Genomic DNA, 12222 nt, shown 5'->3' on the forward strand with positions numbered 1-12222 from the left:
GTGACGCCATGGATCCTGCGGCGATCTGGCGGGACAAGCAGCACCGGTGGCGGATCGAGGCCTACCGGGCACCGGATCTGCGGTTCGCCATCTTCGCCACGAACGGCACCACCGAGTCGGCGCCGCTGTGGCTGTTCGGGATGAACGCGCTGGCCCGCTGGCTGATGACGCACAAGATCTCGCTGGACGACCTGGAGAAGGACTGACCGGCCGGCGCGGCACACCGGGCGGCGGGAGGGGGCGTGATGGCCGGACAACTCGTCCTGATCGTGGTCCTGGTGCTGATCAACGCGGCCCTGTCCGGTAGCGAGATGGCACTGGTCACGCTTCGGGAGGCGCAGCTGCGGCGGTTGGCTCGGGCGGGGCAGAGCGGGGCCCGGCTGGTTCGTCTGGCCCGCGAGCCGAACCGCTACCTGGCCACCGTCCAGCTCGGCATCACCCTGGCCGGCTTCCTGGCCTCGGCGGCCGCCGCGGTGTCGCTGACCCAGCCCCTGGTGCGGCCGTTGAGTTTCCTCGGCCGGGCGGCCCATCCGGTGGCCGTGCTGCTGGTGACCCTCGTACTGGCCTTCGTCACCCTGGTGGTGGGTGAACTCGCCCCGAAGCGGCTGGCTATGCAGTGGACGGAACGGTGGGCACTGCTCAGCGCGCGACCGCTGGACCTGCTGAGCCGGGTGTCCCGTCCGGCGGTGTGGCTGCTCAGCCGCGCCACCGACCTGCTGGTCCGGGTCGCCGGCGGCGACCCCCGGGCGCGTCGCACCGAGGTGACCGAGGAGGAGCTGCGGGAGATGCTGGTGAGCCAGCGCGGTCTCTCCGCCCAGCAGCGGGAGATCCTCGCCGGGGCGTTCGACATCGCCGGTCGGCGGCTGCGGGAGATCCTGGTGACCCGGCGCGACGTGACCTTCCTGTCGGCCGCGATGACGACGGCCGAGGGGATGCGCCGGCTCGCCGCGACCGGCCGCTCCCGCGCCCCGGTGGTCGGGCCGGGCGGCCTGGACGACGTGTGCGGCGTGGTGCACATCCGCGACCTGGTCGACGGCGACGCTGCCACCGTCGGCGCCCGGGCCCGCCCGCCGGTGCTGCTGCCGGGCACGCTGCCGGTGGCCGACGCGATCCGCCAGCTGCGCCAGCGCCACGAGCAGCTCGCCTTGGTCGTCGACGAGTACGGCGGCATCGACGGCCTGGTCACCATGGAGGACCTGCTCGAGGAGGTGGTCGGCGAGCTGTACGACGAGACCGACCTGGACGTGCGTGGCGTGCTCCGCGAGCCCGACGGTGGCCTGGTGATTCCGGGTGACTTTCCCCTGCACGATCTGCCCGACGTGGGGGTGCGGCTCACTTTCCCGCTGACCCACGAGTACACCACGGTCGCCGGGCTGGTGCTGGCCGGCCTGGGCCGGGTGCCCACCGGCGCAGGCGAGACGGTGCGGCTGCCCGGGCTGACCGTGGAGGTGGTCGAGGTGGCCGACCGGGCGGTGCGCCGGGTACGGCTGCGGGGCCCGGCCACCGGCTTCCGCCCCGACTGACCTGACCCGGACGGGGGACCTCCGGCGAAACGGACGAACTAGGCTCAACACGCCTGTACCGTGCGGAGCGTGAGGGACCGAAACCTGCGCACCTTCCTCGCGGTGCTCGCCGGGGTGGCGGTGATCTACTTCGGGGTCAGCGGCCACCGCAGCGGCGGCGGCGAGGGCGGCATCTCCGGCGGTCTGGTCCTGCTCGCCGTGGCCGCATCGCTGCTGGTCTGGTACCTCACGAAGCCGGGCCCGGCCAAGTGACCCTCAGCGACCGGCGGCCGTGCGGCTGACCTCGCCGGCCGACTCCTGGCCGAGCGCCACCCGGACCAGCGCGGAGGCGAGCCGCCCGAAGTCGGCGTCGCCGACCAGCCCGGCCAGCCGGCCCGGGTTCGCCGGCAGGCCGAGCCGCTTCGCGCCGGCGAGGGTCCGCCGGTCGGCGTACGGGCGCAGATCCGGCCACACCGCCTGCGCCTCGCGCAGGAAGATGTCCGCCCCGGTCGGCCCGATGCCGGGGAACTCGGTCAGCAGCCGGCGCAGCGCGTCGCGGTCGCCGTCGGCCTCCCGGTGCATGCGGCGCAGGTCCCCGTGCCACCGGTCCAGGCACAGCCGGGCGGCCCGGCCGAGCATGGTGGCGGTGCGCTCGTCGTAGCGGCGGTAGTGCCCCCGGCCGAGCGCGTCCACCCGGTCCTGCCAGCTCGCCGCCTCCATCGCCTGCGGAGTCCGGAAACCCGCGCCGAAGAGTTCGCGGGCCGCCGCAATCGCCACGCAGGCCCGGATCCGGGTGCTCAACAGGGTGGTGAGCACCAGCAGTTGGTAGAGCGGCGCGGGCCGGTCGGCGAGCGCGATCCCCGCCTCCTCCGCGTACGTGCGGGCCTGCCGGTCCAGCAGCACCCGCGCCACGTTCCGATCGTCTGGCATCCCGTCCGGGTACCCGCCCCGGCGGCAGACAGACCAGTGCGCTTGGCATCTCTGCGCGTGGTCCGTGCGGACCAGATGCGCCACGGAGGTGCGGAATGCGCCTGGGCGGCGGCGGGTACGCCGATCAGGTACGCGGCCCACGCCGTGTGCTCCCACTGGGAAGGAGAGACCTGTGGTCAAGCCGCAGCAGGAGGAACTTCGCCGCAACGACAAGGGCGCGACCAGCCAGGACAGCCGCGAGGGCCTCCAGGTGGGCGGGCATCCGCGCAACAAGGGCACGTCCAACGCGGACGTGGGGCGGCCGGTTCCGAAGGGACAGGTATCGCCGTACGGTCCGGCCGAGCAGCCGGTGGCCGACGACGAGAGCGGCCGGCGGCGCTAACGGCGCCCACGTGAGGGCGGCCGCAGCCTCCGCCAGGTGGCTGCGGTCGCCATTCCGTACGCCAGGTGCGGCACGATGTCGGACAGCCAGTCCTTCGGCCGCCAGGTGCGGGGGTTGCTCACGCCGAGGGCGGCGATCGACCCGTCGGTGGTGGCCATCACCCCGCCGCCGAGCAGTCCCGCGGCGAGGGGCAGCGGGATGCGGCGACGGGCGGCGAGCGCTCCGAACACGGCCCCGGCGGCGATGCCGGTGCCGTAGCCGAGGACGGCTCCGAGCCCGGAGCGGCGGTTGGCCGCCTTCTCCTCGGGCCCGAGGTCGATGTGCGCGGCGTGGGCCATCCGTCCGGCGGTCTCGTCCGGGGTGCTGCTCGACGGGCGGGCCCGGACCACCATGTCCAGGAACGTGACGACGTTCAACGTGGCGGTGCCGACGGCGCCCGCGATGGCGCCGTCGACGACGGGTGCCGCCCTCACTTCGGGTCGCCCGGTTCGCGCTCACCCTTGGGGCCGAATGTCCGTTCTCCCCGGACGATGCCCCGCTGGCCGCGGTCGTCCTGGAGGATCCGGTTCGCCACCTGGTTCGCCTCCTGGTCGGCGGCCCGCCCGGAATTCTCGATCAGATCGCGCAGCCGCGCCCGCTCCTTGTCGTACGCGTTGCTGCCCGGCCGTGGTCCTGGCATCGCTGCCTCCTCCGGTGTGGGTACCCGTACCGTCTACCCGCCGACAGCGGCGCCAACCGTTCACCCGGGGGAGCGGACCACCGCGACCGGGCAGTCGGCGTGGTGCAGCACGCCCTGGCTCACCGACCCCAGCAGCAGCCCGCTCAGCTCGCCCCGGCCCTGCCCGCCGACGACCATCAGCTGGGCGTCGCGGGCGGCCTCGGTGAGCACGGCGACCGGCCGGCCGTGCACTGCTTCCCGGGTCACCGGCACCCCCGGGTGGCGCTCGGCCAGCCCGGTGAGCGACTGGGCCAGGACCCGGTCCTCCTCGTCGTGCAGCCGGTTCTCCTGGTAGACCAGCGGCTGCATGTCGCCGGGACCGGTGGAGACCGGATGGGTGTAGGCGAGCACGGCGTGCAGCGGGGCGCCGCGCAGCGCCGCCTCGTCGGCGGCGAACTCGACGGCGGCCCGGGACGGCGGGGAGCCGTCGACCCCGACCACCACCGCCCCGGCTGGCCGCTGCGCGCCGCGGGCCACCAGTACCGGGCAGTCGGCGTGTGCGGCGACCTGGACGGCCACGGAGCCGACCACCAGGGCGGCGAATCCGCCGAGGCCGCGGTCGCCGAGCACGAGCATCGTGGCGCTGGGGGTCTCACCGAGCAGCACCGCGGACGCCTCGCCGTCGATGATCTCGCCGGAGACCCGTATCCCGGGGGCCGCCGCCTGCGCCTCGGCGACGGCGACGGCGACCAGCTGCTCCGCCTGGTGCCGCAGCCCGCCGCCGGGCGGCGCCCCGGCGGGCGGGGTCACCGGTACGCGCAGCAGCGGCCAGATGAACGCGTGCACGACCCGCAGCGGCCGGTGCCGTCGGGCGGCCTCGGCCGCGGCCAGTCGGACGGCCCGCCGCGCCGGCTCCGAGCCGTCGACGCCGACCACCACCGCCGCGCCGTTCGCCGAGTTCACCGCTGCACCTCCTGGCCGCCGGACGCCCGCGGCCAGTATCGCGGCCGGCTGCGCGTCGCCGGGGCGATACCGAAGGAGCCGGCCCCTGGGTACGCTGGCGACCACCGCCCGAGGAAGGGAGCCTCGTCGATGGCCGAGCCCGACCAGCCGAGCACCGCCCGCATGATCGACTTTTGGCTCGGCGGCGAGCACCACTTTCCGGTGGACGTGGCCGCGGCCCGCGCCTTCGAGGGGGCGTATGGGCCCTGCGCGGCGATCTTCCGCTCGTTGCGGGACTTCCTCGGCCGGGCGGTCCGGTCGATCGCTGGCGCCGGGGTGGACGGGTTCCTGGTCTTCGGCGCCGGCGTGCCGACCCGCGGCAACGTGCACGAGGTCGCCCCGGAGGCCACCGTGCTCTACACCGACGTCGACCCGGTGACCATCCGCCTCGGCCAGCGCCTGCTCGCCGACAGCGACCGCGCCGGGTACGGCTTCGGCGACGCCACCGACATCGGCACCATCGACCCGGCCCAGCTGCACCGCTTCGTGCCCGGGTGGGGACGCCGGCCGGTCGGCGTGGTCTTCCTCGGGCTGGCCGCGTTCCTGGACGACGCCACTCTGGCCCGCACCCTCGACGAGCTGTACGAGGCGGTCGCGCCGGGCAGCTTCCTGGCGATCGACTTCGACAGCGAGGAGTTGGCCGGGCATCCGGAGGCGCTGGCCATGATGGGTCCGGCGTTCCGGATGCGACCGCCGGCCGGGTTCGCGCCGCTGCTCGGCCGATGGCAGCCCACGGCGGACGGCATTGTGCCGGTCGCCGAGTGGCGTCCGGCGGGTGCGCCCGCCCCGGTGCCGGACGCCTTCTACGGCGCGGTGGCCATCAAGCCCGGCGGCTGACCGCGGGCCCTTCCGACCCCCCGGATCTGCCACCGTCGGCCCGCCGGCGAGCCAGCGGGGAACCGGGGCGGCCGGCCGTGCGGTGCCCTCCGTATGATGCTTGCTCCACAGCAATAGTCGCCTTCGGAGGATGAGCATGCCGGATGGGCCCGGACAGGTGTCGCGTGCCCTGCGTGCGGCGCCGCCCGACCAGTTGGCGGAGGAGGCCGACCGGGCGATCCGCCTGGCGCTGGACGCGTCGCGGACCGAGGTGTTCATCGCCGACTACCGGTTCAGCGGCCTCTGGCCGGTGCTCGACCCGGACCTGCCGGACGGCGGCTTTCTCGCCTGCCAGGGCGTGGCGCAGCGCTGTTTCAGCAGCCAGCAGCCGGTGTTGGACAGCGGCGAGGGCGGTCGCTGCCGGGTCTACCTGCCGCTGTCGGTGTGGGGTGAGCGGCTCGGGGTGCTGATGCTGGAGCTGCCGGTGAACCCGGACGCGGCGGCGGTGGAGGTGGCCCAGGACGTCGCTGGCGACCTGGCGGTGGCGCTGCGGGCCGCGGACCGGGGGACCGACCGGTATCGGCGGGCCCGCCGGCGGGAACGGCTCAGCATGGCGGCGGAGATGCAGTGGGACCTGCTGCCCGGGCGCAGCGTCACGCACGGCGACTTCGTGCTGGCCGGGCAGCTCGAACCGGCGTACACCGTGGGCGGCGACCACTTCGACTGGTCGGTCGACAGCGACCGGCTCACCGTCTCGGTGCTCAACGGTGCCGGCAGCGGCCTGGCCGCGTCGCTGCTGACCGCGGTGACCGTCAACGCGATGCGCAACGCCCGGCGCTCGGGCGGAAGCCTGGTGGAGCAGGCCGAGCTGGCCTCGGACACCATTTTCTACCAGCAGCGGGGGAGCCGGCACGTGGCCACGCTGCTGCTGGAGCTGGACACCCGGCGGGGCGTGGTCCGGGCGGTCGACGCGGGCTCGCCGCACGTGCTGCGGCTGCGTGGCGGCGCCGTCTCCCCGGTTCCGCTGGAGCAGCAGTTGCCGCTCGGCATGTTCGCCGAGACGCGGTACGAGGTGCAGGAGTTCACGGTGGAGCCGGGGGACCGGCTCTTCGTGGTCAGCGACGGCGTGTACGCGGCACAGCCGGACGGGCAGGAGCCGTACGGGGAACGGGCCATGGCGCGATCGATGCGGTCCACTCGGTTGCAGCCAGCGGCCGAAGCAGTTGGTACGGTGATGCGCGAACTGCACGCGTACCACGCCGACGCGGATCTCCGTGACGACGCGGTGATCGTCTGCCTGGACTGGCGCGGTTCCAGCCCTCCGGACGACACCGACGGGCAGTGACCAGACCGGCGGGGCGAACATCGCAGGGGACATCGGGTGGAGCGATCTCCGAATCTTGCCGCGGCCATCGATGCGGCTGCCGAGGCGCTCATCGGTGTGCTCGACTCCGCCGCCCCCCGACACACCGTGAGCGTCTCGCCGACCCAGCTCCGGGTGCTGTCGCTGATCATGGCCCATCCGGACACCAACGTGAACCGGCTGGCCGAGCTGCTGGACGTCGTACCGTCCTCGGCCAGCCGGCTCTGTGACCGGCTGGAGGCGGTCGGCCTGCTGCGCCGGGTGGCCGATCCCCGCGACCGGCGCGAGGTGCGGCTGATCCCCACCGCCGCGGCCGAGAGCCTGTTGCGGGACCTGAAGGAGCGGCGCCACAGCGCGGTCCAGGCGGTGCTGGACCGGATGCCCCACCGGGTCCAGCACGAACTGCTGCTGGCCCTGCTCGCGTTCAGCCAGGCGGCGGCGCTCGGTGCCCAGCAGGCAGCTGCCGACTCCACCGCCCGCACGGCCTGACCCCGGCGCTTGCCCGCGCAGCACACGATTCCGGCCGTGTCCCGCCTTCCGACTAGTGTCCTAGGACGCCTTACGGATGGTGCGCCACCGCACAGAAGACAGACACGGCCACCCGGACCGAAAGCGGGCCCCGGGCACGCCGGAGCGGCCCGATATAGTGGCAGCGCAACTGGCCGGCCCGCGATCGACACGACCGCGGGCCGCATCGGGGAGGTCCCAGCCCGGGATCACAGAGGGCGCCGGCACTGACCGGCCGGCAACGCGCACGTCCGAAGGAGCGGCCGATCGTGGTCGGTCCCGGGTCGTGCTGCGAAGGGAGGGTTCGGTGTCGCGTCGGCCGGCTCCATCGGAGCATCCGGCTCCCGGCGGTGCGACGGCGGTGGTGGTCGACCGTGTCCTCACCCTGCCGAACGTGATCAGCTTCGTCCGGCTCGTCGGCGTGCCGCTGTTCCTCTACCTCTTCCTCGTGGTCCGGGCCGACGTCGCGGCGATCGTGGTGCTAGCGATCGGCGGCACCAGCGACTGGGTGGACGGCTGGATCGCCCGCCGGCTGCACCAGGTCAGCCGGCTGGGGGAGCTGCTCGACCCGCTCGCCGACCGGCTCTACATCCTGGCCACGCTGCTGGCGTTCACCGCGCGCGAGGTGGTGCCGTGGCAGTTCACCGCGGCGCTGCTGGCGCGCGAGCTGCTCCTGCTCGGGTCGCTCGGGGTGCTGCGCCGCTACGGTTACGGCCCACCGCCGGTGCACTACGTCGGCAAGACGGCGACGTTCCTGCTGCTGGCCGCGTTCCCGACCCTGCTGCTGGCCGCCGCCGCGCCGAGCATCGCCACGGCGGCCGGGGCGATCGGCTGGGGCCTGGCCTGGTGGGGTCTGGTGCTCTACTGGGTGGCCGGGGGCATGTACGTGGTGCAGGCCAGCCGCCTGGTCCGCGAGATGCGGGCGCGGCGCGCGGGAGCGGCGGCATGAGCCTGGCCCCGCGGGAGCGGGCCGGGGACCCGTCGGCGCGGTCGTACGCCCCGGACTTCCTCACCGAGCTGTTCCAAAACCCGCTCGATCCGGGGTACGTCGACGCGGCGGCGCGGCGGCGGGAGGGGCCGACGTCGCGGTTGCGGCGGCTGCTGGCCCGTCCGGTCAGCCTGGTGGTGCTCGTGGTGATCGGGTTTCTGTTCGCGGTGGCGTACCGGGAGACGATCGCGGAGCAGCCCAGCCGGGCGAAGGCGCGGGCCGGGCTGATCGCCGAGATCAAGCAGCGGGAGGCCGAGACGGACCGGTTGACCGAGCGGGCGGACCAGCTGCGCGAGGAGGTCGGCCGGCAGCGGGACGCGGCGTTGAGTGGTTCGCAGGCGTCCCGGTTGCGCAACCTGGAGGCGGGTACGGGCCTGGGCCGGGTGCGCGGTGACGGTGTGGTGGTGCGGTTGGCCGACGCGGCGGCGGACAAGGACGCGGTGACCGGTGCGGACGCCGGTCCGTCCCGGGTGTTGTACTCGGACCTGCAGAAGGTGGCGAACGCGTTGTGGGCGGCGGGCGCGGAGGCGGTCGCGGTCAACGGGCAACGGCTGACGGCGACGTCGACGATCCGTTCGGCGGGTGAGGCGATCCTGGTGGACTACCGCCCGGTGACGAGCCCGTACGAGGTGACGGCGATCGGTCCGGGGTCGATGCGGGACAAGTTCGACGGCAGCCGGGCGGCGGACTTGATGCGCAACGTGGCGCGGACCACCGGGTTGTCGTTCGGTGTGAAGGACGTCGACGACCTCACGCTGCCGGCCGCGCCGCAGCCGCGGCTAATCTACGCCGAGCCCTCGGTGAGTCCGAGCCCGTCTCCGTCGGGTTCGGGTGTCGCCGGTTCGACCAGTCCGAGGCCGTCCGGTTCACGGACGTCTCCCAGCCCCTCCGGAGGTGGCCGATGATCGCGGTGCTGGCGTTGTTCGCCGGTGTGCTGCTCGGGGTGTATCTGGACCCCACCGTGCCGGCGGCGTTGCAGCCATATCTGCCGATCGCCGTGGTGGCCGCGCTGGACGCGGTGTTCGGTGGCGTACGGGCGAAGCTGGACCGGATCTTCGACGACAAGCAGTTCGTGGTGTCGTTCATCTCGAACGTGCTGGTGGCGGGTGTGATCGTGTACTTGGGTGACCAGTTGGGTGTGGGCGGTCAGTTGTCCACCGGCGTGGTGGTCGTGCTCGGGGTGCGCATCTTCGGGAACGTGGCGGCGATCCGTCGGCACCTGTTCCGGGCGTAGGTTGTGGTGATGAGCGAGGAGCACCGGGAGACGGGCACGGGTTGGCCGGAGCCGGAGAAGCCGGCGCGGCCACCGGGTCCGGCGAGTGAGCCGGATCCGCGCCCGGACGCGCCGGATCCGGACGAGTTGAGCCCGTTGGCACCGGCGGAGCGGGAGGCGGAGGACCCGCCGGCGGACGACGCGCCGGCCGGGTCGGCGACGGCGAAGCCGATGTCGCGGCGGTTGACGTCGGCGGGGGCGATGATCGCGGTGCTGCTGGCGTTGCTGGGATTCACCCTGGTGGTGCAGTTGAAGACGACGTCGACGGATCCGACGCTGGCGGCAACGCGGGAGGAGGACCTGGTCCGGATCTCGTCAGATCTGGATTCGCGGGAGCGGCGGCTGCGGCAGGACATCGCGGCGTTGGAGGAGAGCCAGCGGCAGTTGCGCTCGGGTGAGCAGGGCCGGGCGGCGGCGTTGGAGGAGGCGACGCGGCGGGCGGACGAGCTGGGCATCCTGGCGGGCACGTTGCCGGCGGTGGGGCCGGGTCTGTCGGTGCGGTTCGAGGGTGGCGACAAGGCGTTGGCGCCGACGCGGATCCTGGACGCGGTGCAGGAGTTGCGGGGTGCGGGCGCGGAGGCCATGCAGATCGCCGGGGCGGACGGGACGGCGGTGCGGATCATCGCGTCGACCTATTTCGTGGACGGGCAGGATGGTGGCCTGGTGGTGGACGGGCGGCGGTTGAGCGGTCCGTACACGGTCCTGGTGATCGGTGATCCGGCGACGATGCGTACCGCGTTGAACATTCCCGGCGGGGTGGTCGCATCGGTGACGGATGCCGGCGGTAACGTGATCGTCGAGGATCGTGAGGCTGTGGAGGTTTCGCAGTTGCACGCGCCGATCAAGCTGGAACACGCCCGGCCGGTTTCCTGACCGGTCGGGGCCGCGCCGGTTTTCCCCCCGGTGCACCGATGATGAAGGACGCAGCTGGTGATTCCTGAGGATCTGCGGTACACCGCCGAGCACGAGTGGGTGGCGGGCGGTGACGGCGGTGCCGTCCGGGTCGGTATCACGCACTTCGCTCAGGACGCCCTGGGTGACATCGTGTTCGTCCAGTTGCCGGACGAAGGTGCGGTGGTGGCGGCGGGTGAGTCGCTGGGTGAGATCGAGTCGACCAAGAGTGTGTCGGAGATCTACGCGCCGGTGAGTGGCACGGTGTCGGCGCGCAACGAGGCGTTGACCGACACGCCTGAGGTGATCAACACGGACCCGTACGGTGCGGGATGGTTGGTGGAGATCACCGCGGATGATCCGGCGGTGGTCGAGGGTTTGTTGACCGCTGCCGCGTACCGCGAGCTCACTGAGAGCTGATTGTCGTTGCGGGCGGCGGGGTTGGTTCTCCGCGCGTCCGGTTGCCCTGTATTTCGGCGCTGGCTAGGCTCGCCCAGTCGACCGAAAAGCCGATAGTTGAGCGTTGTGGAATGCGCCTTCCCGGGCATGGGGAGCCAGCCGCCGGGTGTGTGACTGCCCGGCGGCCAGACCCGCCATTACCCCGACGCCGACCGAACAGATCCGTGAGGTGGTCCCCATGACGCGCCCAGACGACGAGTTCCCCCCGCTCGACGTCACTTCGACGCTCAATCTCGGTTCGCTCGACGAAGTGCTGGAGGGTCCGGACACCGATGTGGTGCCGAGCCGGATGTCCGGTTCGTTGCCGCCGGGGATGGCGCTGCTGGTGGTTCGTCGCGGTCCGAATGCGGGTGCCCGGTTCCTGTTGGATCACGATGTGACGACGAGTGGGCGGCATCCGGACAGTGACATTTTCCTCGATGACGTGACGGTGTCGCGGCGGCACGCCGAGTTCCACCGGGACGGTGGCACGTTCACGGTGCGGGACGTGGGCAGTCTGAACGGCACGTACGTGAATCGGGAGCGTGTCGAGGCGGCCACGTTGAGCAATGGTGACGAGGTGCAGATCGGTAAGTTCCGGGTGGTGTTCATCGCCGGTCCGCGTCCGGAGGAGGAGGCCGGCCGGGGGTGAACGGGCCTGCGGCTTCGACGCCGTCCGGGGCGGCGCGTGCCACACCGCTGATGAGTATCGGTGAGGTGTTGGCGCAGTTGCGGGCGGAGTTCCCGGACGTCACCATCTCGAAGTTGCGGTTTCTGGAGGCCGAGGGCCTGGTGGAGCCGCAGCGGACGCCGGCGGGGTATCGGAAGTACAGCTGGGACGATGTGGCGCGGTTGCGGTTCGTGTTGACCGCGCAGCGGGACCAGTATCTGCCGTTGCGGGTGATCCGTGATCAGTTGGCGGAGTGGGACGCGTCGGGTGCGGCGCCGGGGCGGCAGCGGCCGGCGTTGGTGGCGGTCGGTCCCGGTGGTGAGGTGCCGGGTCGGGAGGGGGCGGGGTCCGCCGAGTCGTCGGAGGTACGGCTGGGGCGGGCGGATCTGATCTCCCGTAGTGGTGTCGACGAGTCGACGTTGGCCGAGTTGGAGCGGCTCGGTGTGCTGGTGTCGGATCCGCCGGGTTGGTACGACGCGGACGCGTTGATCATCGCGCGGGCGGTGGCGGGGTTGGCGGCGTACGGGTTAGAGCCGCGGCATCTGCGGGGGTACCGGACGGCGGCGGATCGGGAGGTCGGTCTGTTCGCGCAGTTGGTGGCGCCGTTGGCGCGGCAGAGTGATCCGGCGGCGCGGGCGCGGGCGGCGGAGACGGCGCGGGAGTTGGTGGCGTTGTCGCAGCAGTTGCACGCGGCGTTGGTGCGGGTGGGGTTGCGGTCGACGTTGGGTCGGTGAGGTGTGGGGCCGGGTGTCGTGGGGGCGCCCGGCCTCTGCTGTCGGTGGGCGCGGAAAGATCTGGCTCG

At 72.9% G+C, this 12222-nt stretch carries 18 protein-coding genes; 14 read left to right on the forward strand and 4 right to left on the reverse strand.

The features are described from left to right. Positions 1–8: 8 nt before the first annotated feature. The 3 genes from ACFYM6_RS24690 to ACFYM6_RS24700 all read left to right on the forward strand — a co-directional run bounded on the left by ACFYM6_RS24690 (position 9) and on the right by ACFYM6_RS24700 (position 1775). Positions 9–206: a hypothetical protein gene (locus tag ACFYM6_RS24690; protein ID WP_073833287.1), complete on the forward strand. Its 198-nt coding sequence runs from the start codon at positions 9–11 to the stop codon at positions 204–206. A gap of 39 nt (positions 207–245) precedes the next feature. Continuing rightward, a complete protein-coding gene (locus tag ACFYM6_RS24695) occupies positions 246–1523 on the forward strand; it encodes a hemolysin family protein (protein ID WP_387279105.1) in 1278 nt (425 codons plus the stop codon). A 69-nt stretch (positions 1524–1592) separates the two neighbouring features. Next, positions 1593–1775 (forward strand): hypothetical protein, encoded by a 183-nt coding sequence (locus tag ACFYM6_RS24700; RefSeq protein ID WP_073833285.1) that lies wholly within the window; start codon positions 1593–1595, stop codon positions 1773–1775. A gap of 3 nt (positions 1776–1778) precedes the next feature. On the opposite strand, the gene ACFYM6_RS24705 is transcribed toward ACFYM6_RS24700, so the two are convergent. Continuing rightward, positions 1779–2432 carry a hypothetical protein gene (locus tag ACFYM6_RS24705; protein WP_387279107.1) on the reverse strand — a complete coding sequence of 218 codons (654 nt, stop codon included), beginning with the start codon at positions 2430–2432 and terminating at the stop codon, positions 1779–1781. Positions 2433–2604: 172 nt separating this feature from the next. On the opposite strand from ACFYM6_RS24705, the gene ACFYM6_RS24710 reads away from it, so the two are divergent. Then, positions 2605–2814: a hypothetical protein gene (locus ACFYM6_RS24710; protein ID WP_387279109.1), complete on the forward strand. Its 210-nt coding sequence runs from the start codon at positions 2605–2607 to the stop codon at positions 2812–2814. Here ACFYM6_RS24710 and ACFYM6_RS24715 read toward each other — a convergent pair. Genes ACFYM6_RS24715 through ACFYM6_RS24725 form a run of 3 tightly spaced genes read right to left on the reverse strand, consistent with a single transcriptional unit; the run spans position 2811 to position 4435 of the window. Then, the gene (locus ACFYM6_RS24715) at positions 2811–3287 is read right to left on the reverse strand and encodes a hypothetical protein (protein WP_387279111.1); all 477 of its coding nucleotides are present in this window, start codon (positions 3285–3287) and stop codon (positions 2811–2813) included. The genes ACFYM6_RS24710 and ACFYM6_RS24715 overlap by 4 nt on opposite strands. Further along, positions 3284–3493 (reverse strand): phosphatidylethanolamine-binding protein, encoded by a 210-nt coding sequence (locus tag ACFYM6_RS24720; protein WP_073833194.1) that lies wholly within the window; start codon positions 3491–3493, stop codon positions 3284–3286. The genes ACFYM6_RS24715 and ACFYM6_RS24720 overlap by 4 nt, the downstream gene beginning before the upstream one ends. Positions 3494–3553: 60 nt before the next feature. Further along, a complete protein-coding gene (locus ACFYM6_RS24725; RefSeq protein WP_387279113.1) occupies positions 3554–4435 on the reverse strand; it encodes a universal stress protein in 882 nt (293 codons plus the stop codon). A gap of 129 nt (positions 4436–4564) precedes the next feature. Between ACFYM6_RS24725 and ACFYM6_RS24730 the strand changes: the two genes are divergently transcribed. The 10 genes from ACFYM6_RS24730 to ACFYM6_RS24775 all read left to right on the forward strand — a co-directional run bounded on the left by ACFYM6_RS24730 (position 4565) and on the right by ACFYM6_RS24775 (position 12154). Continuing rightward, positions 4565–5311, forward strand: coding sequence for an SAM-dependent methyltransferase (locus ACFYM6_RS24730; RefSeq protein WP_387279115.1), 747 nt, complete (start codon positions 4565–4567; stop codon positions 5309–5311). Positions 5312–5447: 136 nt separating this feature from the next. Continuing rightward, on the forward strand, positions 5448–6635 hold the full coding sequence (locus ACFYM6_RS24735) for a PP2C family protein-serine/threonine phosphatase (RefSeq protein ID WP_387279272.1): 1188 nt from the start codon (positions 5448–5450) through the stop codon (positions 6633–6635). A 36-nt stretch (positions 6636–6671) separates the two neighbouring features. Further along, a complete protein-coding gene (locus tag ACFYM6_RS24740; protein WP_387279116.1) occupies positions 6672–7142 on the forward strand; it encodes a MarR family transcriptional regulator in 471 nt (156 codons plus the stop codon). A 325-nt stretch (positions 7143–7467) separates the two neighbouring features. Next, on the forward strand, positions 7468–8109 hold the full coding sequence (locus tag ACFYM6_RS24745; RefSeq protein WP_073833187.1) for a CDP-alcohol phosphatidyltransferase family protein: 642 nt from the start codon (positions 7468–7470) through the stop codon (positions 8107–8109). Next, complete coding sequence (locus ACFYM6_RS24750; protein WP_387279119.1) at positions 8106–9053, forward strand: DUF881 domain-containing protein; 948 nt, start codon at positions 8106–8108, stop codon at positions 9051–9053. The genes ACFYM6_RS24745 and ACFYM6_RS24750 overlap by 4 nt, the downstream gene beginning before the upstream one ends. After that, positions 9050–9382, forward strand: a complete 333-nt coding sequence (locus tag ACFYM6_RS24755) for a small basic family protein (protein WP_073833183.1) — start codon at positions 9050–9052, stop codon at positions 9380–9382. The genes ACFYM6_RS24750 and ACFYM6_RS24755 overlap by 4 nt, the downstream gene beginning before the upstream one ends. Positions 9383–9388: 6 nt before the next feature. Continuing rightward, the gene (locus ACFYM6_RS24760) at positions 9389–10294 is read left to right on the forward strand and encodes a DUF881 domain-containing protein (RefSeq protein WP_387279121.1); all 906 of its coding nucleotides are present in this window, start codon (positions 9389–9391) and stop codon (positions 10292–10294) included. 57 nt (positions 10295–10351) lie between these two features. After that, positions 10352–10732 carry a glycine cleavage system protein GcvH gene (gene gcvH / locus ACFYM6_RS24765; RefSeq protein WP_357438583.1) on the forward strand — a complete coding sequence of 127 codons (381 nt, stop codon included), beginning with the start codon at positions 10352–10354 and terminating at the stop codon, positions 10730–10732. Positions 10733–10949: 217 nt separating this feature from the next. Then, positions 10950–11402, forward strand: coding sequence for an FHA domain-containing protein (locus ACFYM6_RS24770; protein ID WP_007071101.1), 453 nt, complete (start codon positions 10950–10952; stop codon positions 11400–11402). Positions 11403–11452: 50 nt separating this feature from the next. Further along, on the forward strand, positions 11453–12154 hold the full coding sequence (locus ACFYM6_RS24775; protein ID WP_387279124.1) for a MerR family transcriptional regulator: 702 nt from the start codon (positions 11453–11455) through the stop codon (positions 12152–12154). The last annotated feature ends 68 nt before the right edge of the window (positions 12155–12222 follow it).

The organism is Micromonospora sp. NPDC006431, from assembly GCF_042870725.1.
Classification (GTDB): Bacteria; Actinomycetota; Actinomycetes; order Mycobacteriales; family Micromonosporaceae; genus Micromonospora.

Coding starts and splice junctions, on each gene's coding strand:
- ACFYM6_RS24690 (WP_073833287.1), top strand. CDS start 9: ATGGATCCTGCGGCGATCTGGCGGGACAAGCAGCACCGGTGGCGGATC.
- ACFYM6_RS24755 (WP_073833183.1), top strand. CDS start 9,050: ATGATCGCGGTGCTGGCGTTGTTCGCCGGTGTGCTGCTCGGGGTGTAT.
- ACFYM6_RS24770 (WP_007071101.1), top strand. CDS start 10,950: ATGACGCGCCCAGACGACGAGTTCCCCCCGCTCGACGTCACTTCGACG.
- ACFYM6_RS24705 (WP_387279107.1), bottom strand. CDS start 2,432: ATGCCAGACGATCGGAACGTGGCGCGGGTGCTGCTGGACCGGCAGGCC.
- ACFYM6_RS24730 (WP_387279115.1), top strand. CDS start 4,565: ATGGCCGAGCCCGACCAGCCGAGCACCGCCCGCATGATCGACTTTTGG.
- ACFYM6_RS24735 (WP_387279272.1), top strand. CDS start 5,448: ATGCCGGATGGGCCCGGACAGGTGTCGCGTGCCCTGCGTGCGGCGCCG.
- ACFYM6_RS24720 (WP_073833194.1), bottom strand. CDS start 3,493: ATGCCAGGACCACGGCCGGGCAGCAACGCGTACGACAAGGAGCGGGCG.
- ACFYM6_RS24695 (WP_387279105.1), top strand. CDS start 246: ATGGCCGGACAACTCGTCCTGATCGTGGTCCTGGTGCTGATCAACGCG.
- ACFYM6_RS24750 (WP_387279119.1), top strand. CDS start 8,106: ATGAGCCTGGCCCCGCGGGAGCGGGCCGGGGACCCGTCGGCGCGGTCG.
- ACFYM6_RS24775 (WP_387279124.1), top strand. CDS start 11,453: ATGAGTATCGGTGAGGTGTTGGCGCAGTTGCGGGCGGAGTTCCCGGAC.